We start from the raw sequence: 24526 nt of genomic DNA, 5'->3' as shown, positions 1-24526 counted from the left end.
GAAAAACACAAATGAACATATTGTTGCTTGGAAGCGGAGGAAGAGAGCATGCCTTCGCCTGGAAGATCACCCAGAGCCCATCCTGTGATAAACTATTCGTAGCTCCAGGAAATGCCGGTACAGCAGAAATAGCTGAAAATGTATCACTTAAAATAACTGATTTTGAAGCCATTGCTACCTTCCTCAAGGAGGAGAAGGTCGATTTGGTGGTAGTGGGACCGGAAGAACCACTTGTTAAAGGCATTAGCGACTACATTCTAAATGATAGCACGGTTTCTCATATACCTGTAGTCGGTCCTTCACAGCTCGGTGCGACCTTAGAAGGAAGTAAGGATTTCTCGAAGAGATTTATGCAAAGGAATAATATTCCTACCGCGGCCTACGAAACCTTTACTGCTGATCAATTAGAAGAAGGGCTGGCCTATTTGGAAAAGCAATCTCTTCCCATAGTTCTGAAGGCGGATGGTTTGGCGGCGGGAAAAGGGGTTTTAATCTGTGAGACTTTGGCAGATGCTAAAGCAAACCTCAAAGAAATGCTTATTGATGCCAAATTCGGAAATGCCTCTTCTAAGGTGGTGATTGAAGAATTTCTCGAAGGAATTGAGCTTTCTGTTTTTGTTGCGACGGATGGTAAGGATTATAAAATTTTGCCAGAGGCAAAAGATTACAAAAGAATAGGCGAAGGTGATACAGGACTGAATACCGGAGGAATGGGAGCAGTGAGTCCAGTGATTTTTGCCGATGAAGACTTTATGAAAAAGGTCGAAGACCGTATAATTAAACCAACAGTAGACGGTCTCGCAAAGGAAGAAATCAGCTATAAAGGTTTTATTTTCATAGGCCTGATGAACAAAGGTGATGATCCATACGTCATCGAATACAATGTTCGAATGGGAGATCCTGAAACACAAGCTGTTTTAGCGCGAATAGAATCTGATTTTCTGACTATGCTTGAAGCTATGGGAAAAGGAAATCTTGCTGAGTATGACTTGAAAATATCTCCTCATTTTGCTACCACAGTGGTGATGGTAAGTGGGGGCTATCCTGGTTCCTACACGAAGGGCTTCCCTATTTCTCTGGGTGAGGGAAATGACAAATCTATTCTTTTTCATGCGGGAACTGGTAGGAATGACAATGGAGATTTGATCAATACAAGAGGAAGAGTACTAGCTATTACCGGGCTAGGCCAAACTCTCTCAGAAGCTCTTGAAAATGCCTTTGAAAGAGTAGAAAAGGTTTCCTGGGAAGGAGCTTACTATCGAAAGGATATCGGAGAGGATATCCAAAAATTGTATAATTAAACCCAAAATAGACAGGTTTTACACCTGAGAATATATTATGTCTGGATGTACTAGTTGCTCCACAAGCGGAGGGAATGGGTGCCAAAACAACGGAACGTGTGGCACGAGTGATTGTAACAAAATGAATTCTTTTGACTGGCTTACCCACATGGGTATTCCCCAGGTAGATAATTTTGATATAGTCGAAATTAAGTTTAAAGGAGGTCGGAAAGAATACTATAGGAACATTGACTACCTGGAACTTAATACTGGTGATCCAGTAGTAGTCGCTTCTAACCCAGGACATCATATCGGCTATGTTTCCTTGCAGGGCGAACTCGTGAGGTTACAGATGCAAAAGCGCAAAATCCGGGATGATGACGATATCCTTAAAGTGTATAGAAAAGCGAGTGAAAATGACCTTGAAAGATGGGCCGAGGCAAAAAACAGGGAAATCCCCACTCTCTACCGTACTCGCCAAATAATCCTTGAGTTAGGGTTAAAAATGAAACTGTCAGACATAGAATATCAGGCAGACAACTCAAAAGCTACTTTTTACTATTCCGCGGATGAGCGAGTAGATTTTCGTGAATTAATCAAAGTACTGGCAGGCGAGTTCAGAATTCGGGTTGAAATGAAGCAAATTAGTCTCCGACAGGAGGCAGGACGTCTTGGTGGAATAGGCGTTTGTGGTCGTGAGCTTTGCTGCTCTACCTGGTTGGTAGATTTCAAAAATGTGAGTACTTCAGCTGCACGCTATCAAAATCTATCGCTGAATCCAAGCAAGCTCAGTGGGCAGTGTGGCAGGCTGAAATGCTGTCTGAATTACGAATTGGATACCTATCTGGATGCCATAAAGGATATCCCTAAAGTGGAAAAACCACTTCAGACCGAGCAGGGTCCTGCAAAGCTCCAAAAAACCGACATTTTCAGGCGACTGATGTGGTTCAGCCTAAACAATGAAAGTGAATGGCAAAACATCTCCTGTGATCGAGTATCGGAGATTCTTGAATTAAACTCAAAGGGAGTCACCGTATTCAATCTTCAGGTAAATACTGCAGATGAAATAGAGAATTTGGCCGCTAAATCAACCCTTGAACTGGTGGAGTTGGATAAGAAATTTGCCAAGAAAAAGAAGGGGAACCGAGGGTCCAGGAATAAAAGGAATCGTGGCAGAAACAGGAATGAACAACAGGCTCAAAATCGAAATCAACAAAAGAGCCAAGAAAATCCAAACTCACAGTCCAGGAATAAAAGAAGAAAGCCTAAAGGACCAAGACCTCAGAATCCCAACGTAGAAGCAAAGGGAAATTCTTCACAGGGACCAAAAGATCAAGGAGGAAATAAGAAAAATAGGAAATTTCCACCTAGAAAAAATCGCGACTCAAATAACAACTCATCAAAAAATGAATAGAATTCCGGCGTTTTTAATTTTTCTTGGCGTAGTGCTATTCTCCTGTGATGGAAACAGAGTTTACGAACAATTCGAGGAAGTGCCTAACCAATTATGGGGTTTCACAGACACCATCCATTATGAGCTTCAAAACCTTGATTCGGCCGAGCATTTTTTGGTCTCAGTTCGTTTCAATGAGGACTATCCTTATACCAATATTTACCTGAAGCTCTTGGAAAGTGACTCCTCTGGAACGGTGCTTGAGGAAAAATTGGTGAATGTGATTCTATTCGATCCCAAATCAGGAAAGCCTCTTGGGAATGGATTTGGAGGAACCAGAACACTCTATGACACCCTCGATTATAAAATCAATATGAATGCATCCGGTCTGGATATTCTTCAATACATGAGAGTAAACCAATTGAAGGGAATAGAAGCAGTCGGATTCAAAGCAACCAAGTAGCTAGAGCTTTTTCTCAAAACAGAGGCTGTTCTCGACGCCCACATAAGGCTCAAAGTTTGGGATGATCTGATACCCAAGCTTTTTATATAGAGCCACGGCATCCTTTTGCCTCTTTCCTGTTTCAAGCACGCAGGCCTCAGCGCCAGACTCTTTGGCCCATTTTTCAAGTTCATGTACTACCTGAGAGGCTAAACCTCTTCCTCTAAATTCGGGTAAAGTGTACATTCTTTTGATCTCCAGATTGCCTCCTGCTGAGGGTTTCATTGCTCCACAGGCCACTGGCACCTCACCCTGATAAAGTACTACCACCTTGTCAAGGAATTCGATTTTGTTGTATTGAGAATAAAAGGCATTTTCCTCTCCGTCGATCTCAGCCAAATAAGCATCTAACTTTCTCACAAGTCTTTGAAAATCTTTGCTTTCAGTATCTGTCCTGAGAATCTTATTCATGGAATCAGAAGTATGGATCAACCGTTTTCCTTGGAATTTCTCAGTTTTTTGAAAGCATTGATCAGACCATTTGTAGATGCATCATGACTCTGAATCTCCTCATCATTTTCCAATTCAGGGAGGATTTTCTTGGCCAGAACTTTACCCAGTTCCACACCCCATTGATCGAAGCTAAAAATATTCCAAATTGCTCCCTGAACGAAAATCTTGTGCTCATACATTGCTATGAGCATTCCTAAGGTATATGGAGTGATCTTTTTTACAAGAATCGAATTTGTAGGACGATTCCCTTCAAAAACCCGGTGAGGTAATACCCTTTGAGTTTCCTCCTCGGATGCTCCAGCAGAGATCATCTCTTCTTTTACTTCTTTTTCACTTTTGCCGAAGGCCAAAGCTTCAGTTTGAGCGAAGAAATTGGACATCAGTTTTAAATGGTGATCCCCAATTGGATTATGAGAAATAGCCGGTGCTATAAAATCACAAGGAATTAAATGAGTGCCCTGATGAATCAACTGATAAAATGCGTGTTGCCCATTGGTTCCTGGTTCCCCCCAGATGATAGGACCAGTTTTGTAATCGACTTTTTCTCCATTTCGGTCAACATACTTTCCGTTGCTTTCCATATTTCCCTGCTGAAAATAAGCCGCAAACCTATGCATGTATTGATTGTAAGGAAGGATGGCTTCGGTGGATGCTCCTAGGAAATTGGTATTCCAGATACCTATCAGAGCAAGAATGACCGGAATATTTCTATTAAACATGGAATGCTTAAAGTGTTCATCCATGGCATGGCCCCCTTTGAGAAGGTCATGGAAATTTTCAAACCCAATCGCACAGGCAATGGATAATCCGATAGCAGACCACAAGGAATATCTACCCCCTACCCAATCCCAGAACGTAAACATATTTTCCGGTGCTATACCAAATTTGCTGACAGCACTCTCATTCGTAGATAATGCGATGAAATGCTTAGCCACTGCTTGCTCATCTTTTGACTTTTCCATAAACCAGGCGCGAGCCGTGTGCGCATTGGTCATGGTTTCTTGAGTAGTAAAAGTCTTTGATGCTATGAAAAACATGGTAGTTTCAGGGTCCACTTTTTTCAAAGTTTCTGCTATATGTGTTCCATCCACATTGGAAACAAAGAAAACTTCAAGCTTTGGGTTTTGATACGATTTCAGAGCTTCGGTTACCATTACAGGTCCAAGATCAGAACCTCCTATTCCGATATTCACCAAAGATTTGATAGGTTTCCCAGTGTACCCTAACCATTCCTGATTATAAATCTTATTAGAAAAACTCTTCATTTGGTCAAGCACTGCTTGCACTTCAGGCATCACGTCCTTCCCATCCAAATAAACCGCGTGACCACTTTGGTTTCGTAAGGCTGTATGCAAAACAGCTCTATCCTCGGTCTGATTGATATGATCACCCGAAAACATTGACTGGATAGCATCATGTAACTCGGTTTCCTCTGCCAAATCTCTCAGTGCATTAAAAATCTCATCATTGATTAGATTTTTGGAATAGTCCAGGAGTAAATCTTCGAAGTGTATAGAATAGCGTTCAAATCTCTCATGCTCAGCCAGAAGATCAGATAATTTAAGATCTTCATATTTTTTCGATAAGGCTGTCAGCCTTTTCCAGGCATCAGTTTGGCTTGGGTTAATGGTTTTCATTTAATAGGTTTCAAGTCGAATTTCACAAAAATAGAATTAATATGGGCTTTCAAAAGAGGCTTGGAAGGATAAGTGATGTGTTTTAGGGTTCGCTTTTTTAAAAATCAATAAAAAGATCGGAAAGAAATGAAGGAAGTCCTCGAATTATTGAAGAAAGAATTTCATCCTGAGGTCAAAAATATTAGGAAATTGGATGGCTATGCCAACCGAAACTATCGCTTTGAATGTGAAGGTGAGCTCTTCATTCTTAAAACCTATCCATTTGAACCGGAAACCCTAGATATGATCAAGGAAGAAACCAGAGTGCTGAACTTCCTTAGCAGATCTGATAATTTCCAGACATCAAAACCAATTCAGTGGAAAAATGGAGAACTCGTGGGTTTATTTTTTCTCTTAAACCAAAAGGTGATTGCTCGAATTCTAACTTTTATCGATGGTACATTTTTAGGGGATACCAAACCTAAAAAATCACTTTATACCCAGTTAGGAGATGGACTTGCTGATATAGACCTTGCTTTGTCAGAAATAAAATCCTACCCTCTACAAGCTAAAAGAACCGACTGGAATTTGATCTATTTTGGGGATATCAAGAAGCATCTCCCGAAAATTCAAAATCCATCGGACGCTAAACTGGTCAGGTATTTTTTTCTCCAGTTTGATGAAAATACTCGGGAAATACTTCATTCACTGCCCAGGCAACTCATTCATGGGGATGCGAATGAATGGAATATCTTAACCAGGGATTCAAAATACTACTCACTGATTGATTTTGGTGATTGCTGCTACGCTCCTGTCATCTGTGAGGTAGCTATTGCTTTGACCTATCTGATTTATGATAAGGAAAACCCATTGGAATGGACCAATGATTTCCTTCAAGCTTACCATCAAAAGAGACCGCTAGGTGCAATAGAAGTAGAACTTTTGTACGATCTTATCGCTGCCAGGCTTTGCACCAGTGTCTGTAAATCAGCAGAATCAAGGAGCTTAGACTCAGAAAATGAATACGCAAGAATCAGTGAAAATTTCGCTTTTGCTACCCTCAGAAAGTGGATCTGCCTATCTCGGGATGGCGTCACAAGGCATTTCAAAAAAGGCTTAGGGATGGAATTAACCAAAATTGATTCTACAAAAAATGAACTGGAGCGAAGACATCAATTCTTAAGTAAGATTCTCTCTGTGAGCTATAAAAAACCGCTAAGTTTCACAGGGTCTGCATTTCAGTATTTGTATACAAAAGACGGACAAACCGTTCTGGATGCTTACAATAATATTCCACATGTGGGACATTGCCACCCAAAGGTGGTAGAAGCAGGAAGGAAGCAAATGGCAAAACTCAACACGAACACCCGCTATCTATATGACCTGCTTCCTAAATATGCAGAAAAGCTTTTGTCAAAGTTCCCTTCAAATCTAAACCGAGTTTTTTTCGTGAATTCAGGCTCAGCTGCGAGCGATTTGGCCATTAGGCTGGCAGAAAAACACACTGGCCGTAAAAACATTATGGTCATGGAGCATGGCTATCATGGAAATACACAGATCGGAATAGAGGTGAGTGATTATAAATTTTCCAATTCGAAGGGGCCTGGACAGGCCGCTCATATATTTAAAACTCCCTTGCCAGACATATATTTAGGCAAATACAACAATCCGGAGACTGCAGGAAGGCAATATGCTACCGATGCCATTGAAGAAATGAAAAGCCAAAGTGAGCATTTGGGAGCTTTCATCGCTGAACCCATTGTCGGTTGTGGAGGTCAAGTTCCTTTAGCCCCAGGATATTTGGCGGAGCTTTATCCGGCATTCAGAAAGCAGGGAGGAGTATGCATAAGTGATGAAGTTCAAACAGGATTTGGACGAATTGGAGACCATTTTTGGGGTTTTGAGGCTCAGGGAGTAATTCCAGATATGGTGATTTTAGGAAAGCCTATTGGCAATGGTCATCCACTTGGAGCTGTTGTTTGCACACAGGAAATTTCAGAATCATTTGAGAAGGGGGTGGAATTTTTTAGCTCTTTTGGAGGGAACCCTGTGAGCTGTGCCATAGGACTATCAGTTCTGGAAGTAATCGAAGAAGAAGGTTTACAACAGAATGCAAAGGAGGTTGGAGATCATTACATGAAGCTATTCAGGGAGCTTTCCGAGCAGACGGATTGCATAGGAGATGTCAGAGGGTCGGGACTATTCATTGGAGTAGAAATAGTCAAACCCGGTACTAAGAGTCCCGATCAGGAACTAGCTTCAGAAATCAAAAACAGATTACGAGAAGAAAATATCCTAATTAGCACTGATGGTCCAAATGACAATGTTTTGAAAACAAAACCTCCTCTCTGCTTCACGAAGGAAAATGCAGAAAAGGTAGTGGAAACTATGGCTCAGGTTCTTAAAATTGATCACACCTAAAAAAGTTTGATACCCTTTATCCAAAAGCTAAATGATTTCAGGCTGAGATTTGGTAAACTACCTTATGATTTGGGTTCTCAGAGTGCTTAGCACTATTATTTTACTTGTCACATTTATCCCAAAAATCCCACATCAGGCTTGGTGGGTGAGGATTTACGATTACCCAAGACTCCAAAAATTAGGCATTGTTCTCACACTGGTTATCCTCTGGATAGTTTTCGATGAGGAAAGTTTCAATCAGGAATATTTTATTTGGTTACTTCTGCTATCAGGTTCATCAGTATTCCTTCTGAGTAAAATTCTACCTTTTACCCAACTCGGAAGGAAGATGATCGAGGACTGTGAGTTTTCAGCGGAATCAGGAATTCACCTCTTAATCGCTAATGTTTACCAGTATAATTCGAAATTCAAGAAGGTGCTTGATCTTATAAACAAGGAAGATCCTGACCTCATTTTTATGGTGGAGACCGACGAAAAGTGGCTTGAAGAGCTTTCTGCAATAAGAAGCCGATATCCTTACCAAATTCTAAAACCTCTCGATAACACCTATGGGTTGCTTTTCTTTTCTAAGCATGAGATAAAAAGAGAAGAAATAAACTATTTAATTGATAAAGAAATTCCCTCCATTGAAGTGGATATTGCCTTGCCATCCGGTCAATTGATTACATTATATGGAATCCATCCTACCCCTCCAGTTCCTTCTGAAAATGAAAAAAGTACGGATAGAGATGCTGAAATATTAGTGGTTGGAAAAAAGGCTCATGCAAATCCAAAACCATGTGTGGTAATGGGCGATCTGAATGACGTTGCATGGAGCCGGACAACAGAGCTTTTCCTTAAAATTTCAGGACTAATGGACCCACGTCGAGGCCGTGGTTTCTACAATACTTTTCACGCGAAATTCCCCCTTTTTAGGTGGCCTTTGGACCATGTGTTTTTGAGTGAAGAATTCGGGTTAAATGAGATTAAAGTCCTTGAGGAAATAGGATCAGATCACCTCCCAATTAGTATTAAGGCCTGTATCTCAAACGGAACAAAAACCGAAAAACTTGATCTTGATAAAGAAGACAAGATGGAAGCTAAAGAAAAAATAAATAAGGCTAAAAATTAAGAAAGCCACCTTTTCAGATGGCTTCCTGTTAATTATTATCTTTTTCTTCTTCTTTGGCTTTACGCTTAAATCCTTTGCGGAAAGGCCATGTATAAGGCAAAGCTTCAAGCCCTTTATTCAGATTATAGGTAGCAGAATCAGTGTTGATCATGAAGCTTTTTAAGTCTTCAGCAAACTCGGGATCGTTCAATAAAACCCCCATGGCATTTTCACTGGAATTGAACTTTTCTGTAATTCCTTTTAGCTCTTCAGTCATTTCCTGAGAATTTTCTGCTGTAGCCTGGAGCGTTCCCAGAGTTTCCTTAAACTGAGCTACCATCATCGTATCGGTAGCCAATTCATTAAACAGATTCCCCTCCTGATTGATCTTGGCTGTGAATTCATTGAGCTCGGCTAGCATCCGATTACTGTTTTCTGAAGCCACAGTCAGATTATTTAAGATTTTTCGGAAGTTTTCTGCCAAAATAGAATCCGTCATTACTGCACCTACTATCCCTTCACCATCCGCTAATTTTCCAGTCAAAACCTTCAAATCAGCCGTGATATCAACCAAGTTCTCATTATTGGTCTGAAGGGTTTCCATCATCTGATCTGTATCCAAAGGCATTACAGCTTGAAGTCTATCTCCATTCTCCACTGGCGGGGCGTTGGTTGTTCCACCATAAATGACAATGATTTTATTTCCTATCAGACCATCAGAGCTTAAGGTAGCTTTGGAGTCCTTCCGGATAAAGTCGACTACCTCCTCCTCTACATTCATGATAATTTCCACCTGAGAATCACCATAAAAGTTGATTTGCTTAACCGTACCGATTTTTACCCCTGAAAACCAGATGTTATTTCCAGTTTGCAATCCTCCGATGTCGTCGAAAACAGCTCTGAGCTCAATGGCTTTCACAAATTTCTTTTGCTGCCCACCGAGAGTCAGAATCCCTGTGACCAAAATGGCAATACCTAGGAATACAAATATTCCTACGATGACAGATCTTTTATTTTCAGCTTTCATGAATTAATGAAATTATAATCGTAGAATGATTTAACCCGCTGGTCTTCCGCACCAGCAAATACTTCCTCAAAAGAACCCTGGGCCTTAAATTGACCATCCAAAAGGACTGCCTGGCGATCTCCTGTCATTTTAGCACAGGTAAGATCATGGGTAATCACTATTGAAGAAGTGTTATACTGTTCTCTGATTTGGATAATCAGATTGTTTATGTCTATGCAAGTGATAGGGTCCAAACCTGCTGTAGGTTCATCGTACAGCATTATCTCAGGTTCTAGAATCAATGTTCTAGCCACCCCAATTCTTTTTTTCTGTCCTCCTGAGAGTTCAGAAGGCATTTGATCGATGCTTTGGGGAAGTCCTACACTATCCAAAAGCTCTTCGATTTTCATGGTGATTTCCTTTCGGGTCAGATTCTTAACATTCCTCACGAGTGGAAACTCCATGTTTTCACGCACGGTCATGCTATCGTAAAGAGCAGAATTCTGGAATGAAAATCCAATGTTCAACCGAAGCTTATTTAAGGCTTTGACTCCTAGGCTGGCCACATCTTCTCCCAAGACTATCATCGAACCAGAATCTTGCTTCAGTAGCCCAACCATGATTTTAATAAGCACGGACTTTCCGGAACCTGATTTTCCGAGAACAACGAGGTTTTCACCCTTATGGAGATCCAAATCTACTCCTTGTAGCACCTTCAAATCACCAAAGGACTTGAATAGGTTCCTTACTTCTACAACTTTCTCTTCTGTTCCTACCATGTCCGAATCGCATTTACAATTTGAAGAGCCAGCAACTCTTCAATGAAGATCAAAAACATAGAAATTACAACCGCTGAATTAGCAGCCCGGCCTACACCTTCAGTTCCTTTTGAGGAATTATAACCTTTATAGCACCCAACCATTCCAATCGTGAACCCAAATAGAATAGATTTAATCACTGAGGAAAATATGTCTAAAAATGAAATCGACTCAAAAACCTGTACGAAGAAAGTAGACATACTTACCAGTTCCTTTGAATTTACGCTTAGAAAAGACCCGATCAAAGCAACAAAGTCTGTGTACATAACAAGAAGAGGTATCATAAAGGTAGTTGCCAAAACTCTGGACACGACCAAAAACTTGAATGGATTAGTTGCTGAAACTTCCATAGCATCGATCTGCTCGGTCACCTTCATGGATCCTATTTCTGCACCTATACTAGAACCGACCTTTCCTGCAGCAATAAGTGCCGTCACCAAAGGCCCCATCGCCCTTACTACTGCAATCGATATTAAAGATGGTAACCAAGATGCAGCACCAAACTCCTCTAGGGAGGGACGCGATTGATTGGTAAACACAATCCCTACAATAAATCCAGTAAGCGAAATTAAGGGTAAAGATTCCACACCAATTCTATAACACTGCTGGACTACTTCCTTGAGCTCATATGGCGGTACAAACACCTCCTTAAAAAATCGTAAAACGAATCGATAGGCACTTGCTAAACCGGTGAAAAACTTATCTATTTTTTTCGACAGAAATGGTTTCTTATCGTCTTTTTCTTCAGCCATTCATTTTGCTTGAAATGTAAAAGTAAGGAAAAAACTCAGATGGTTTAAAGCAAGTTCATTCTATTAAAATTCTGTAAATGCTCTTTATAAATTATCGTAATAGAAAATCATTTTTCATGCCAAGAAGTCTGTGTCAGAAATGATAAAATCAAAATAGTTCTTAAAAAAAAATTCAAAAGACTCCAGAACATTTCAGTCCTAATGATGCAAGACCAGAAATCAGAAATTCTAAAGCAAGAATAGAAAACAGAAAATGTGAAATAAAGAGTGAAGAATTCTAAGGGACTCTATTCTCAATAAAGATCATATTGGAATAAAAATTCTTTTTAGGTGAGTCTAAATTTTTTAGTCTTAGCTAATTATGGTTAACCTTAATTTATTTTAAAAACTTATTAATCAAATATTTATAATAGGTCAAATAAATTGATTTCGAGGTTAAAAAAGCATTTTATTCCTAATTCACTTTTCTTAGATAAAGTCACGAGCTTTTTGGTTCAAAAACCCAAAAGCACTCATCTTTCAAGGGCTACTCACTTTCAGTACAAAGAAAAATTCCATGAAATTAATCACCCTATTCATTAGCAAAGAGCTTCTAGAATAGGGCTTCACGAAATTCTTTTTCCTCCAAATAAGGAAGTCAAAGGACCCTTACCTACCCTATCTCTAATGTCAAAACCTGAGAGTTCCATTCTGAAATCTACTCCCAAAAAGGGCAAAATTGAGGCCAATTATTTTTGAATAATTATTCTACCCAGCGCTACCTTTTCCTATGTTCGGAGCTTTAATTTCTGGTCTTCCCGGGGTAAGTCCTTGAAATTCTAAAGATATTTTGGAGCATTTTTTCTACCTTATCCATCCCAACAAAACCCATTCAAAATGAAGAAGATTTTCCTATCCCTGTTCTTGATTTTTGGTCTTTGCATTCTGACAAATGCACAGGAAAAATATGATGCTAAACTCGCCGAAAAAGTAGGCGCTGATGATTATGGTATGAAGAAGTTTGTAATCGCTTTTCTCTATCGAGGTGACCGTGTCAATGAGTATACTGAGCAAGAGAGAGCAGACTTACAGCAAGGACATCTTGCCAATATTGGCCGGCTTGCAGAAGAAGGAAAAATGGTTTTGGCCGGTCCATTTTTTGGTAATGAAGATTTACGGGGACTTTTCTTTTTTGATGTTGGTTCGATAGAAGAGGCGGAGGCGTTAACCAATACCGATCCCGCCATCGAGGCCGGAGTTCTAAAAATGGAACTTAAGGAATGGTATGGATCGGCTGCACTTTCACTTTTGCTGGAAATGCATGAGAAGATTCAAAAAGTTGATATTTAATTATCGCCCACAAATTTCTTTGTAGGGGCAATACTCACACTTCTCTTCATCTTCAGTCTGGTTAAATTCCTGATTCTTATCAAAAATCTCTGAAATTAAGGCGTGTAATCCCACTTCAAATTCTTCAGCTACACTTGAAAAATCCTCTATTTCGGCTTTCTCCATCATCAAAAAGGGGTTAAAATCCGGATTATAAATTTCTCTTACATTGAAAATTGCGGGTTTGACCTTTAATGGGTTGCCTGGATTTTCGGCCTTGAAAAAGCGAGAATATAGCAAGGTTTGCATGGCCGCTTTATTCCTGTTTTTATCATCACGGTCAAAGAGGGATTCAATCGAAGTCACCTTTTTCTTATCCTTACCCGTTTTGTAATCAATAAGGCGGATGACTCCATCTTTCTCATCAACCCTGTCAATCAAGCCTGATAAGGCCACTTTTCGCTCCCCTTCAAAGGTTTCTACTTCGAGGCTATCAAAATATTTTTTTTCCAGGGACAATATTTTAAAATCACCATTTCGGAGGTCGTAATCCAAAACGGCCTTTATATAATTTGAAATGACCGCGCGAGCTATTTGTAGTTGTCCACTTAACTCAAGTTCCTCTTCGGCATCCAGATGATAAAAATCACGAATAGCCTTCTCGACAGCATTTGGAATGGTTTCTTTCAATCTTTTTATTTCATGGGAAGTGATTACTTTAGGCTCATCTCCCTCTTTTTTTGCATAAAGTAATTCCAGTGCATTGTGAAGCAGGGTGCCAAATGTAGACGGATCAATCTCGCTTACGACTTCTTCTTTTTCCTTTAATCCTGCGATATAACGTAGGTAAAATCGTAATCTACAATCCAAATAGGTATTTAATGCTGAAGCTGAAAAAGAGGTTCCTCCCTCCTGCCCTAAATAATATCTTCTTAAACTTTTTAACACCTCTTCTGATTTCTCAATCCGAATCTCTTTGCCTTTGGTGAGATCAACGGGAATCATAACTGGTGATGGGCTCGTAATTCCTAACTCAACCTTCATCTGCTGAACAAAGCGACTCATTTCACCAACTTTCCCCTGATCAGAAGCAGTGGTATAAATCAAATGCACCTCTTCCGCACGATGTAGCAATCTATAGAAAGTGTAGGCGTAAATTGCATCGTTTTGCTCCTGTACCGGCAATCCAAAAGCCCTCCTGAGATTAAAAGGAATCATTGAATTAATCCCTCCTCCAGGAGGAAAGCTTCCTTCATTCAAATCACAAATGATTACTCTTTTGAAATCAAGATTACGAGATTCCAAAACACCCATTATTTGAAGTCCTTCCAGAGGTTCTCCATCAAAGGGAAGCTTCAATTCGCGAAACAACTTGCGGAAAATTTTGAGATAGAAATCTTTATTGATTTCTGCCCTTTGATTATCCCTGAAAATAGCCTGTATCCTTGTCAGTTGCTTGAAAGCCTGAAATAAATAGCTTCTCTGGACCGGATCATTTTCCAGACTTGAAGCCAAATACCGAATCAAATCGGAGAGGTATACAAAAAGCTCTTCAGCGGCAACTTTTCTAAAAATCAACTCAAACATTTTTCCTCCCTTGGCAAGTGATTCTGCTGGAATGGATGTTTGGTTATTTACTCTAATCTGATCGATAGCCTGTTCCACAAATCCCTCATTTTCAGATCTCAAATAGGTGAAAGCCAATAAATCGATCACAGGCTTATGATAGAAAAAGGCCTTGTCTTCCTTTTCTTTCAGATACCTCTGCAAATCCAAAACTGCATCCAAAAAGGCAAAGACAGGAGCATTTCGGATGGGATAACCCATCGTCACGTTTAGCTTTTCTATTTCATTGGGCAGTGCATGCAAAACAGGAAATAAAAGCTGCTCATCTGGAAGGATCACAACGGTTTCTTCAAGAGCCTCCTCCTTTCCGATACTCTCTGCAATTTTACCTACCAAATTCGCCTGATTACTTTTCAAAGGAATCGAATAGGTGTGAATACGATCATTTTTCCCTGAAATCCGGTCTGGAATATCCTCAGGAAAAGTGGGACCAAAAATGGGGTCTTTCTGATAATCCCTAAAAAATAAACCGGCCTCCTGCCTGTTATCTTGAAGATAATATTGATCAATATCCCAAAATATTCTTGCGCCAAACTCCTTGATATAATGTTTGATTAACTTCTCTTCAGCTTTGGTAAAAGCATTAAAACCTAAAAAATAAACATGCTTTTCAGGTTTTTCATTCTGGTTCAAATTCTCTATAACGGAGCGGTAAATACGTCCCCCATAGCTTAAGCCTAGCGTTTCCAGGCTAGCTTGAAACTTTTGATATAAAGAACCCAGAATTTCCCAAAATCGAAGAAATTTTTGTTTCTCCTCTGGACTTTGCTCTTCGAATGACTTCCAAAACTGAGAGATAAGAACTCTCTGCTCCTCAGTTAAAAAGGATAGATCAGATTCAAGAATTTTCTGTTCGGCCAGGTTCTCGTATACTTTTTCCGGATCAGCTAAAAACTGATCGATATCGTTAAAATCCTTCAGGATTATTTCACCCCAGAAATAAAACTTTTCAAAGCTATCTTTTTCTCTGTCCTCCTCCGAATTATAGGTTTGAAGACTCGAATAAATCCTATGTAGCTCAAAAATAAGAGTTAGCTCATCGGCAGGTCTCTCTCCCTTCAAATCATAAAAAACCTCCTCAATGGTCTTCACCTCTGGCATCCATTGCGGCTCTGCAATCGCTTCACTCAGGTATTTGGTAAAGAAAAGCCCAGCTCTTCTATTGGGTAGCACAACCATCATTTCCTTGAGAGGAATATCACTTGCAAGCAGCTGTTGGGCGGTATCTTTCAGGAAGCTACTCATCGATTTCTAATATTTCAGTTGGTCCCACATAACATAAAAATCCCTTGACCGGTAAATTTGTGAGTCCACCAACCAACTGCATATATTCCCTGACCTGAGCTTGATGACTCGACCTTTTTTCTCCGGTTTTAAAATCAACAACAAGGGCTTTGTTTTTCCCAATCAATATCCTGTCAGGTCTTTTCTGCTTGCCTCCCGGCAAAAGAATACCTTGTTCTGCCAAGACCTGATAATCTCCTTCATACCAATCCAAAAACTCCGGTCTTGCGAACAATTCAGTAATCTCTGTCTCTACTTTTTCTTTTGTCTCTTCATCAATTCTACCTTCGAATTCTAGCTCCTTCAAGCTTAACTTTGCAGAGGTCAAATTTTTGGCATTTTCTAGAATTTCATGGACCAGCAAGCCTAATTGCCTCTGTTCCCTTCCTTCTAGCCCTTTTTCTGAAAAATCCCATGCAAACTCTCTGGTCTTGAGTTTCTCCCTCCAGTTCACTGAGTTCCACCTAAGTTCTGTACCACCTAAGCCTGGGGTATCCTTCTTTATTTGCAAAGCAGCCCAGTTTCCGAAGCTAAATTTTTGCCGATCATCATCCCATGCTGCTCCCTCACCCAATCCTTCCATACTCAAGGCTTTAAAAAACCCATAAAGCAAATTACCTGTTTGAACGGGATTCAGTTTACCCTTACTATGCTTACTAAATCCACTGAATCCGTAGATAGCTTCTTCAGCTCTTGTGAAGGCCACATAAAGCATATTCATACTATCTAGGAAGGATAATTTTATCTCTTCATTGTAAATATTCTTGAAGGCTGAATCCGCCAGTGAACTTTGATGAGAAATAGGCAGTACAGTTTGGACATGCTCAGAAACTTGATACTCACTCCATAAAATGGAAGCCATTTGTCCACTTTGCACAACCTGCCAGTCAAGATACGGCATTACGACCACCTTAAATTGAAGCCCTTTTGACTTATGAATCGTCAAAATGCGCATGGCATTATGATCATGCGGAATCTTCACGGTTCTCTTATGAGAATTGATTTCCCACCAGTCCAGAAAGCCCTGCAAGTCAGCTCTGTTTTTACTTACAAAATCATAGACTGCCTCTTTCAATCCACTGATGTAAGCCAGGTCAGAATGCTTTTCGAAAAAGCCAAGGAAGGAAATCAACTCCTCTAAAAGCTCCATTAGAGGTAGCTGAAGCCATTTATCAATTGACCCTAGAAAACCTTCCTGCTTCGCAGAAAGAGCCCCTGGAATGCTACGCTTATCAAACAATTCATGATCATACTCTAACCCAAAGATCTGGGCATAATAAAACCACATGGTTTTCAGTGGAATCAGATCAGCCGGGTTATTCATGTAGGTCAGCGCAGCAATTATACATTTCACCGCTGCGGATTTCCATAGGAAAAGTGATTCCTCCGAAAGCACATCAAATCGATACCCGCTATCCGGATTTTCCTGAGCGTAAGTTAAAAGGGTATCTGCCACATTTGCCCCTTGATCATTTTTTCTAACCAAAAATGCAATATCCTTAGGCTCATAGCCCTTATCCTGAAGCTGCATGACCAATCCAGGAAGTTTATCTAGAACTGTAGGTTCATCTTCTTCCTCCTCATCCTCTTCCATATTCCCTTTTCCCTGTTTAGTTTTTTCAATGAATTCAAGTTCAATCCTACCCTGAAAATCGAGTGCCCTCTTCTTTTCGGGCACATCCTGTACCACCTCAGCAAATGCACTTTGCAGAATTCCCCCCGGGTCCAACCCATAATGCGCTTCCACTTTAGATTCTATGAAAGGTCCAAGCTTAGAAAAAAGCGAGTTATTGAAACTGACAATGTTTGGAAGACTTCTCCAGTTAGTTTGAAGATTTCGAATGTACTGATACTCCTTGTGAATCTGCTTTTCCACCTCAGAAAGCAGTAAATCCAACCTACCTCCTCTCCAGCGGTAAATAGATTGCTTCACATCTCCTACAATCAGGTTAGTGTGACCTGAGGCCAAAGAGTTTTCCAATAAAGGCTTAAAACTGGACCATTGAAAATCCGAGGTATCCTGAAATTCATCAATTAAAAAATGCTTGTATTGATTTCCGATTTTTTCGTAAATGAATGGAGCTTCGGAATCCTGAGTAATTCTCTTCAAAAAATCATTTACATCAGAAATAAGTAGAATCCCTTCCTCTGATTTTAACTCTTGGAGCTCACTTATAAGATTTCTAAAAACACCAAAATCATTCAAGTTTTTTGCGATAGCATTTAGCGTATTTCCTCTGGTATGTAGGTCAGGAATTTTAAACGCTAACTCCATTAGTCCTGCTGCGGCAGCTTCTTCTATTTCTGATTTTTTAGGACTTGTCTTGGCGTACCAATTATCAACTTCCGAAAGATCCCGTTTCATAGGTTCAGTAAGTCCAGGACTTGGATTATCCTTATCTCCTAATTTTTCGAATCTATTCGCAAAACTTCTGGTGGCTCCTCCTTTAAAATCCTTCCATTCCAAACCGAAACGCATCCTAATGTCATTTGCCTGGGCTTTTACTTCATTGGCTTCTGAGATGAGAGCTGCCTTCTGTTCTCTGACAACTTTGGTGAATTGCTCTAAAAAATCCCCCTCTCCAATAGTTTTCCTAAAAAGCTCTTGATAAGCTTTAAAACTCTCTCTGAAAATCTCCTTTCCCAAGCCCTTGATAGCCCTCCTCACATCCCAGGACTTCTCACTTTCGATCTGTTCCGAGGCATAATTCACCAACCATTTTCTGAGCCGCTTATCTTCGGACACCAGTTCCACTACCCTATCCACCAATCGCTCCAAAATAGCATCTTGGTCCAGTTCCACTTCAAACTTGGCGTCCAAATCCATTTCGCGAGCAAAAGAACGAATGACCTTTTGGAAAAAAGAATCAATGGTACTTACCGAAAAATATCCATAACCGTGAAGGATGTCCAGAAGGGTGTTTCTCGCAGCCTTTTTTAACTGAGCCTCGTCAAATCCAAGGGCCATCATAAGCTGCTGATCCAAAAACTCATCCGCACTGACTTCAGAACTCAGCCTTAGCAAAAACTCCAGAATTCTTTCTTTCATTTCTTGTGTGGCCTTATTCGTAAAGGTCACCGCAAGAATTTGCTTGTAAGCACCCGGATATTTCAAGGCAAGCTTGAGATATTCCAGTGTAAGGGTAAAGGTCTTTCCCGAACCTGCTGAAGACTTATAAATTATAAATGGTTTCTGCTGCATAAGTAGATCGCTGACCTAAGGTAAATCAGGGATTTCGAATTGATATGGAATTTCAAATTTTGTGACAAAAAATGTCAGATCAAGCGCTATTCAATTCTGGTCTTCACCCAATCATGAATCAGATCTAATGCTTTCTTACTATCTAAATCATTCAAAAGCTCATGATACCCACCTTCAAAAAGTTGTAAAACCTTATCACTTGACTTGGCCTTTGCATGTAGCAACTTGGATCCTTCAGGATTAGTTAGTTTGTCATCAGTACCATGAATTATCAAAACTGGCAAAGAAAATTCATCCGCTGAGTCTTGAATAAATCGAGTCATCCTGAGGAGTTCATAACCTGTTCGTGCCGGAATAGACTTGGTGTAAACCAATGGGTCATCGAGATATTTCGAAACCTCCTCGGGAATTCTGGAAATCGAATTAGCATCTAATGCAAGCACCTTTAACCTTGGAAAGATTTTACTGATCCATTTTGCAGATGCTATCAAAAGAGGAGATGTTCCCTCTGCCTCTTTGATGGCTGCAGAGGAAAGAATCACGCCTGAAGCTTCAGGTTTGTATTTTAATACAAATGCTGCCACAAGGCCTCCACCCATACTATGCCCATAAATAAAAGAAGGAACATTTGGAACATAGCTTTTCACCTTCTCAAAGAGGGAATTAATGTCTTTTAAATAATCCTCATAGGAAGCAAAAAATGCGTCAGGCTTGCCCTCAGCTGATTTACCATGACCTCTGCCATCAAAGGTAAATACCGCCACACCTAACTGGTTGAGAGTTTTCACCAAATGATCGTACCTACCGCTATGCTCGCCCAGCCCATGAACCAGAAGTAAACTAGCCTTTGGCTCTTCTGGCAGCCATGCCTGTAAATATAGCTTTAAGCCATCCTGAGTGGTGTAAGAAGTTTCGAGATGATTCATTTTTACAAATTAGGAAAAAGAACCAAAAGCGTTTTATCTTGAAAGATTCAATTGATCATCTAAAACAATTTCCTCATGAGAAATAATCGATTCAATCTATTAGCCTTGTTTCTATTTTTTATTTCAAGCACCTCCTTTTCTCAAGTCATAAGCACCGAAATCTCTCAGGACAGGATCCAGAGATTTGATGAATTTCTGGAAAGAGAAGTGGCAGAAGGCAGGATAGCGGGAGCCGTAACTTTGATTTACAAAAATGGGGAGAAAGCTCACCAAGAAGCCATAGGCTACTCTGATATTTCCACTCAGGAGGAAATGGAATTAGACCAGATTTTTTTCATCCAATCCATGACCAAACCAATAATAACCACTGCTTTTATGATGCTTTATGAAGAAGGTCATTTTATGCTAAATGATCCTCTTTATAAATACATCCCTGAGTTCAAGGATACAAAAGTGGCGGTGGATCCGGAAAAGGGTTTAGAAAGTGAAATGGTGGATCCGAAAAGCCCAATCACCATCGCTCAATTAATGAGTCATACTGCAGGATTTTCGCATGGTTTAGGCCAATCAGCATTGGATCAGAAAGTGCTTGAAACATTGTATTATACTCCTCATGAAAACATAGAAGCTAGAGTAAAAGCATTTGCAAAAATGCCCCTCGTTGGGCATCCTGGTGAACAATGGTACTATTCTGCCTCCCCGGATATCCTTTCCAGACTCATTGAGATTTTTTCAGGTCAGACCACGGAAGAATTTCTCCAGGAAAGACTTTTTGACCCTCTGGGTATGAATGATACCGGGTACAATCTGGATGAAGAACAACAATCCAGAATGGCTATGCTTCATTCTTATGATGACAACGGAAAACTTATTAAAGCAGAGCGGCAGACGCCAATGACCGGAAATGTGGTTTTTGCCGGAGCTAATGCTTTGTTTTCGACTGCGCAGGACTATGCCACTTTTGCGAGAATGCTGTTAAATGGAGGCGAATGGAATGGCAAGAGATTCATCAGCCCAAAAACATTAGAAATAATGACCATGGATCAGGCGAATGGTTTATTTCAGGATCCCGGTTATGAATTTGGTTTTGGCTTTGCTGTTTTGGATGATCTCGCGGACGCGAAATCATTGGGTTCAGAAGGTCAATACTTTTGGAGTGGAGCATATTGCACCTACTTTTTCATCGATCCGGAAGAAGATTTGATTTCGATAATGATGACTCAGACAGCTCCCTATTCGAATTACTACCCGGCCAAGATGCGTCAGATGGTTTACCAGGCTGTTGAATAAAACATTACTCCCATAGCATTTATGTTTCCGAAAACAGCTACAGCTACCTTACTCTTCTTCTTTATGGCTTTGACCTTTCAGGTCAAAGCTCAAAAACAAGTCCATCCCAAAGGAAAACTTTTAATCCTGGGAGGTGCAGCCACCAACGAGTATTTCATTGATTATTTTGCCGAACTCGCAGGTGGGTTTGATAGGAAAATTGTGATCATCCCTTCGGCAATGACCGATAATGCCATTGAAAATGACCCTGATTTTGAACGATTGAAAAAGCCTTTCAAAAATGCAGGGTTCACCAATATCGAAGTTCTCCATACTAGGGACAAAGTTTTGGCGGATACCAAAGAGTTCATCAAACCGCTATTGGATGCAGAAGGCGTCTGGATCACCGGCGGACGTCAGTGGAGACTGGTCCAAAGCTACCTCGGAACCAGAACTCAAAATGCCCTGGACCAATTACTGAAAAAAGGAAAGGTAATCGCCGGAACCTCTGCAGGAGCTTCCATTATGGCCGACTTGCTAGTCCGAGGCGATCCTGCAGGAAATACCATCATGCTCGGTGAATATCAGGAAGGTTTTGGTTTCCTTCAAAATATAGCCATCGATCAGCACCATTTGGCGAGGAATCGCCAATTTGACCTATTTGAAGTGAAAAGAGTTCATCCTGAAGTATTGGGAATTGGTTTGGAAGAAAATACAGGAATTCTAGTCACAGATAACCAGTTCAAAGTGGTGGGCAAAGGATATGTAGGGATTTATGATGGAACGCGTTGGTCAGCGGAACGAGATACCATTTACCAGCTGCCCAAAGATGTGGAGCAGTTTTACTTTCTCAGGGAGGGCAATGCTTACGACCTGAAGGAGCAAAGAATTATTTTAAAATAAGCCAAAACCAAACACCCGGATAATTTTCATTCTCTGGAAATAGTTCTGGCCTGAAATCATCTAATGTTATCCTCATGAATTACCAAATTAGGTTTGCTTTGTCATCGGATCTTGAAGAGCTGATTGAACTTTGCCAGCTTCATGCAGAGTTCGAAAAATCTGAATATTCCAAGAAAGGAAAATTAGAAAACCTCAAGAAACATCTCTTTTCGGAATCACCAAGTCTATTTTGCCTGGTGGTAGAGGACCTGGATTCTAGTACGCTAATGGGTTATGCTTCTTTTATGAAACAGTTCTCTACTTGGGATGCATGGTTTTACATTTATATGGATTGCCTTTATCTAAGAGATGGGTGTCGGGGATTTGGAATCGGTGAAGAGCTGATAAATAAAATTAAGTCCGAGGGAAAAAATTTGGGATGCAATCTGATCCAGTGGCAAACCCCAAAATTCAACACCAGAGCCATCAAATTCTACAATAGAATTGGCGCAGTTTCAAAGGAAAAAGAACGGTTTTTTCTATCTATCTAGCATGAAAAAGTTCTTCCTAATTGTCATAATCATTACTGCCTGTAATCAGCAAAAACCGGTAGCACCAGCAATTATGCTTGATTCACCTCAAGAATTTATTCAAGAGGAATTTCAGGCCATTCTGGATTCAGCAAAAGTTCGAGGTACTATTTTGATCCTGGATGAGGTTGAAAATAAATTCTACTCTAATGACTTTGACTGGGCAAGAGCGGGGCAACTTCCGGCATCTACTTTTAAAATTCCAAACTCCATCATCGCTTTGGAGTCGGGAGTTGTAGAAAATGACTCCACTATTTTAGTCTGGGACGGTGAACCCAGAAGAATGTCTAGCTGGGAGGAGGATATGACTCTCAAACAGGCTTTTTTAAGATCTTGCTTGCCATGCTATCGCAAAATCGCCAGAGAAGTCGGGTTGGAACGCATGAAAGCCTTGGCAAATAAACTAGATTATGGCAACCTTAAATTTGACTCTACCAACTTGGATTTATTTTGGGTGGAAGGAGAATCTAGGATTACCCCTTTTGAGCAAATTGATTTTCTGATAAGACTCGCTAACTCGGAACTGCCAATTTCAGAAAGAACGGAGGAATTGGTCAAAAAAATCATGATTCTCGAGGAAGGTGAGAATTACACCCTCAGAGCGAAAACCGGTTGGTCCATAGTGAATAATCAAAATAATGGATGGTTTGTCGGATATCTCACTTATGAAGATCGAAAGTACTTTTTTGCCACCAATGTAGAACCAGGTAAGGACTTCCACATGGATGATTTTGCCAGAATCCGTGGGAAAGTGACCATGAAAGCCTTGAAGGTTTTAGGAGTCAAAACCAGTTCCTAGATTTTTTTCGCTATAACTTCCAACCACCCTTTTTGGCTTCGAAAAGAATTAGTCCAAAAGGAATCCACCAAATAATGTCATTGGTGATTAAAGTATAACCAAAAGAACCGGGAACTACACCATTGAGATAATTAAAAACAAACCCAAGCGGTCCGAAGATCTTTCCAAGGAATCCGACAGCCACGATAGGCCAATGCTTTACGGGGTCAGCAGAAGACCACCAGTAACCAAGACCATAAACCCCAATGACCATCCCCATACCTTGCCATATCATCGGGTGAACAGGCTCGGCCATTCCTGTCAATTCAAAAAACTGAAGAGGGAAAAGTACTACCCAAGCACCCCAAAGGATATTATAAATAGCTGCGATTTTCATCACCTTTCCCATCCAGGGTTTACTTTGAAAAGAAGCTTCCATGAAGAGGGAATAAAAAAGGCCTGAAAATGTTTCAGGCCTGTGGTCAAATAATCAAGGGATCCATTTATTTTTTCCAAAGTTGGGCTTTCGCTTTTCGAGAAATGCATTTCTTCCTTCTTTGGCTTCATCAGTCATGTAAGCCAGTCGTGTAGCCTCTCCTGCAAAAACCTGTTGACCTGCCAAACCATCATCGGTAAGATTCATAGCAAATTTGAGCATCTTGATCGAAGTTGGCGATTTAGCTAGGATTTCCTGAGCCCATTCATAAGCTGTGCTTTCCAACTCATCATGTGGAATCACCGCATTCACCATTCCCATCTCAAAGGCATCCTGAGCAGAATAGTTCCTACCTAAAAAGAAGATTTCTCTGGCTTTCTTTTGCCCTACCATTTTCGCCAGATAGGCAGAACCGTACCCGCCGTCAAAACTTGTCACATCAGCATCCGTTTGTTTGAAGATAGCGTGCTCCTTACTTGCCAAAGTAAGATCACAAACCACATGGAGACTATGCCCCCCACCCACAGCCCATCCAGGCACCACTGCGATGACCACTTTTGGCATGAAACGAATGAGGCGCTGAACTTCAAGAATATTCAGTCGATGATATCCGTCTTCACCCACATATCCCTGATGGCCCCGAGCTTTTTGATCTCCTCCGGAGCAAAAAGCCCACCCACCATCCTTAGGAGAGGGCCCTTCACCGCTTAGCAGGATCACCCCAATTGAAGTATCTTCCTGTGCGTCGTAAAAAGCGTCATAGAGTTCCGAAGTTGTTTTTGGACGAAAAGCATTTCGAACTTCTGGGCGATTAAAGGCGATTCGCGCAACGCCATCACATTTCTTATAAGTAATATCTTCGTATTCTTTGGCAGTAATCCAATTCATAATTAG

Annotated in this window: 20 protein-coding genes; 10 read left to right on the top strand and 10 right to left on the bottom strand. The window is 40.6% G+C overall.

Annotated features, from left to right (window positions below):
- Positions 1 to 11: 11 nt before the first annotated feature.
- From purD to QVH07_RS03955, 3 genes are all read left to right on the top strand, one after another.
- Entirely contained in the window at positions 12 to 1301 is a 1290-nt protein-coding gene (purD, locus tag QVH07_RS03965) for a phosphoribosylamine--glycine ligase (protein WP_289998849.1), read from the top strand.
- A 121-nt stretch (positions 1302 to 1422) separates the two neighbouring features.
- Positions 1423 to 2694, top strand: coding sequence for a PSP1 domain-containing protein (locus QVH07_RS03960; protein ID WP_289998848.1), 1272 nt, complete (start codon positions 1423 to 1425; stop codon positions 2692 to 2694).
- Entirely contained in the window at positions 2687 to 3136 is a 450-nt protein-coding gene (locus QVH07_RS03955; protein WP_289998847.1) for a gliding motility lipoprotein GldH, read from the top strand. Before QVH07_RS03960 ends, QVH07_RS03955 begins: the two co-directional genes overlap by 8 nt.
- Here the strand turns inward: QVH07_RS03955 and QVH07_RS03950 are convergent, their stop codons facing one another.
- Both QVH07_RS03950 and pgi read right to left on the bottom strand, forming a co-directional pair.
- Positions 3137 to 3586: a GNAT family N-acetyltransferase gene (locus QVH07_RS03950; protein WP_289998846.1), complete on the bottom strand. Its 450-nt coding sequence runs from the start codon at positions 3584 to 3586 to the stop codon at positions 3137 to 3139.
- Positions 3587 to 3603: 17 nt separating this feature from the next.
- Positions 3604 to 5265, bottom strand: a complete 1662-nt coding sequence (pgi, locus tag QVH07_RS03945; RefSeq protein ID WP_289998845.1) for a glucose-6-phosphate isomerase — start codon at positions 5263 to 5265, stop codon at positions 3604 to 3606.
- 126 nt (positions 5266 to 5391) lie between these two features.
- Here pgi and QVH07_RS03940 point away from each other — a divergent pair, with 126 nt between their 5' ends.
- Positions 5392 to 7665 carry an aminotransferase class III-fold pyridoxal phosphate-dependent enzyme gene (locus QVH07_RS03940; RefSeq protein WP_289998844.1) on the top strand — a complete coding sequence of 758 codons (2274 nt, stop codon included), beginning with the start codon at positions 5392 to 5394 and terminating at the stop codon, positions 7663 to 7665.
- Between the two features lie 64 nt (positions 7666 to 7729).
- Positions 7730 to 8776 (top strand): endonuclease/exonuclease/phosphatase family protein, encoded by a 1047-nt coding sequence (locus tag QVH07_RS03935; RefSeq protein WP_289998843.1) that lies wholly within the window; start codon positions 7730 to 7732, stop codon positions 8774 to 8776.
- Between the two features lie 28 nt (positions 8777 to 8804).
- Here the strand turns inward: QVH07_RS03935 and QVH07_RS03930 are convergent, their stop codons facing one another.
- Genes QVH07_RS03930 through QVH07_RS03920 form a run of 3 tightly spaced genes read right to left on the bottom strand, consistent with a single transcriptional unit; the run spans position 8805 to position 11331 of the window.
- Entirely contained in the window at positions 8805 to 9782 is a 978-nt protein-coding gene (locus QVH07_RS03930; protein WP_289998842.1) for an MlaD family protein, read from the bottom strand.
- Positions 9779 to 10540 carry an ABC transporter ATP-binding protein gene (locus QVH07_RS03925; RefSeq protein WP_289998841.1) on the bottom strand — a complete coding sequence of 254 codons (762 nt, stop codon included), beginning with the start codon at positions 10538 to 10540 and terminating at the stop codon, positions 9779 to 9781. Before QVH07_RS03925 ends, QVH07_RS03930 begins: the two co-directional genes overlap by 4 nt.
- Entirely contained in the window at positions 10534 to 11331 is a 798-nt protein-coding gene (locus QVH07_RS03920; protein ID WP_289998840.1) for an MlaE family ABC transporter permease, read from the bottom strand. Before QVH07_RS03920 ends, QVH07_RS03925 begins: the two co-directional genes overlap by 7 nt.
- Positions 11332 to 12207: 876 nt before the next feature.
- Here QVH07_RS03920 and QVH07_RS03915 point away from each other — a divergent pair.
- Positions 12208 to 12660 (top strand): YciI family protein, encoded by a 453-nt coding sequence (locus QVH07_RS03915; RefSeq protein WP_289998839.1) that lies wholly within the window; start codon positions 12208 to 12210, stop codon positions 12658 to 12660.
- On the opposite strand, the gene QVH07_RS03910 is transcribed toward QVH07_RS03915, so the two are convergent.
- The 3 genes from QVH07_RS03910 to QVH07_RS03900 all read right to left on the bottom strand — a co-directional run bounded on the left by QVH07_RS03910 (position 12661) and on the right by QVH07_RS03900 (position 19677).
- Positions 12661 to 15510: a PD-(D/E)XK nuclease family protein gene (locus QVH07_RS03910; protein WP_289998838.1), complete on the bottom strand. Its 2850-nt coding sequence runs from the start codon at positions 15508 to 15510 to the stop codon at positions 12661 to 12663.
- Positions 15503 to 18751: a UvrD-helicase domain-containing protein gene (locus tag QVH07_RS03905; RefSeq protein WP_289998837.1), complete on the bottom strand. Its 3249-nt coding sequence runs from the start codon at positions 18749 to 18751 to the stop codon at positions 15503 to 15505. The genes QVH07_RS03910 and QVH07_RS03905 overlap by 8 nt, the downstream gene beginning before the upstream one ends.
- Before the next feature lie 86 nt (positions 18752 to 18837).
- On the bottom strand, positions 18838 to 19677 hold the full coding sequence (locus QVH07_RS03900) for an alpha/beta hydrolase (protein WP_289998836.1): 840 nt from the start codon (positions 19675 to 19677) through the stop codon (positions 18838 to 18840).
- A 75-nt stretch (positions 19678 to 19752) separates the two neighbouring features.
- On the opposite strand from QVH07_RS03900, the gene QVH07_RS03895 reads away from it, so the two are divergent.
- The 4 genes from QVH07_RS03895 to blaOXA all read left to right on the top strand — a co-directional run bounded on the left by QVH07_RS03895 (position 19753) and on the right by blaOXA (position 23217).
- Entirely contained in the window at positions 19753 to 20967 is a 1215-nt protein-coding gene (locus QVH07_RS03895) for a serine hydrolase domain-containing protein (protein WP_289998835.1), read from the top strand.
- Positions 20968 to 20988: 21 nt separating this feature from the next.
- Positions 20989 to 21849 (top strand): cyanophycinase, encoded by an 861-nt coding sequence (locus QVH07_RS03890; protein WP_289998834.1) that lies wholly within the window; start codon positions 20989 to 20991, stop codon positions 21847 to 21849.
- Between the two features lie 74 nt (positions 21850 to 21923).
- A complete protein-coding gene (locus QVH07_RS03885) occupies positions 21924 to 22379 on the top strand; it encodes a GNAT family N-acetyltransferase (RefSeq protein WP_289998833.1) in 456 nt (151 codons plus the stop codon).
- 1 nt (position 22380) lies between these two features.
- Positions 22381 to 23217 (top strand): class D beta-lactamase, encoded by an 837-nt coding sequence (blaOXA, locus tag QVH07_RS03880; protein WP_289998832.1) that lies wholly within the window; start codon positions 22381 to 22383, stop codon positions 23215 to 23217.
- A 10-nt stretch (positions 23218 to 23227) separates the two neighbouring features.
- Here blaOXA and QVH07_RS03875 read toward each other — a convergent pair whose 3' ends face one another.
- Positions 23228 to 23635, bottom strand: a complete 408-nt coding sequence (locus tag QVH07_RS03875) for an alkyl hydroperoxide reductase (protein ID WP_289998831.1) — start codon at positions 23633 to 23635, stop codon at positions 23228 to 23230.
- A gap of 51 nt (positions 23636 to 23686) precedes the next feature.
- The gene (locus QVH07_RS03870) at positions 23687 to 24520 is read right to left on the bottom strand and encodes a 1,4-dihydroxy-2-naphthoyl-CoA synthase (protein WP_289998830.1); all 834 of its coding nucleotides are present in this window, start codon (positions 24518 to 24520) and stop codon (positions 23687 to 23689) included.
- Positions 24521 to 24526 lie beyond the last annotated feature (6 nt).

The sequence above is a fragment of the Algoriphagus sediminis genome, assembly GCF_030403435.1.
GTDB classification, from domain to species: Bacteria; Bacteroidota; Bacteroidia; order Cytophagales; family Cyclobacteriaceae; genus Algoriphagus; species Algoriphagus sediminis.
This window is presented reverse-complemented; position numbering and strand designations above follow the sequence as displayed.